This window comes from Oleiphilus sp. HI0061 (assembly GCF_001635675.1).
In genome coordinates, this window is record NZ_LWFE01000934.1 from 1 (window position 1) to 778 (window position 778).

The following is a 778-nucleotide window of genomic DNA, read 5'->3' on the forward strand; positions in this document are numbered from 1 at the left end:
GCTGCATCTTGGAAAATCTGACGGCCACTTAAGCGAAGCACGGCAAGCACTCGGCGACAAAAAGATCATTGGCGTTACCTGCCATAGTGACCTGCAATATGCTCAGGACTGTATTAACCAAGGCGCATCATACTGTGCTTTTGGTCGTTTTTTTGAATCACAAACTAAGCCAGAAGCACCTCCATGTAGCCTGGAAACATTCAAGCAAGCACTGCAATTGAGTATTCCCGTACTAGCCATTGGGGGTATTAGCATAGACAATATTGCTCGCTTCAGAGATACTCCTCCTCATAATATTGCGGTCATTAATAGTCTCTTTGGCCAGGCAGATATCTACCAAGCTGCGCTGGCGCTAAGCGCCGCATTTAAACAAATTCAAACTTATTAATTTAGAAACAGGTTCCAATATGTCTCGATCCGAAGATCTTTTCAACGATGCCCAAAGTGTGATCCCAGGCGGCGTAAACTCCCCGGTGCGCGCATTTAAAGGTGTTGAAGGTACTCCCATTTTCTTTGAACGCGGTGAAGGCGCCTATTTAGTAGATGCCGACGACAAGCGCTATATCGACTATGTCGCGTCATGGGGACCAATGATCTTGGGCCATGCCAACCCGGATGTAATCTCTGCCGTGAAAGCGCAACTAGACCACGGCTTGGGCTACGGTGCGCCAACTGAAATCGAAACCATCATGGCGAAAAAGGTTTGCGAACTTGTCCCTTCTATTGAAATGGTTCGTATGGTGAGTTCGGGAACCGAAGCAACCATGAGCGCTATTCG

Annotated in this window: 2 protein-coding genes; both read left to right on the forward strand. The window is 47.7% G+C overall.

What is annotated here, in order from left to right; all coding sequences use genetic code 11:
* Positions 1 to 388, forward strand: a 388-nt coding sequence (locus tag A3735_RS10990; protein WP_197485858.1) for a thiamine phosphate synthase, incomplete at its 5' end; no start/stop codon positions are given.
* A gap of 19 nt (positions 389 to 407) precedes the next feature.
* On the forward strand, positions 408 to 778 hold a 371-nt coding region (locus tag A3735_RS10995), incomplete at its 3' end, for an aminotransferase class III-fold pyridoxal phosphate-dependent enzyme (RefSeq protein WP_156499611.1).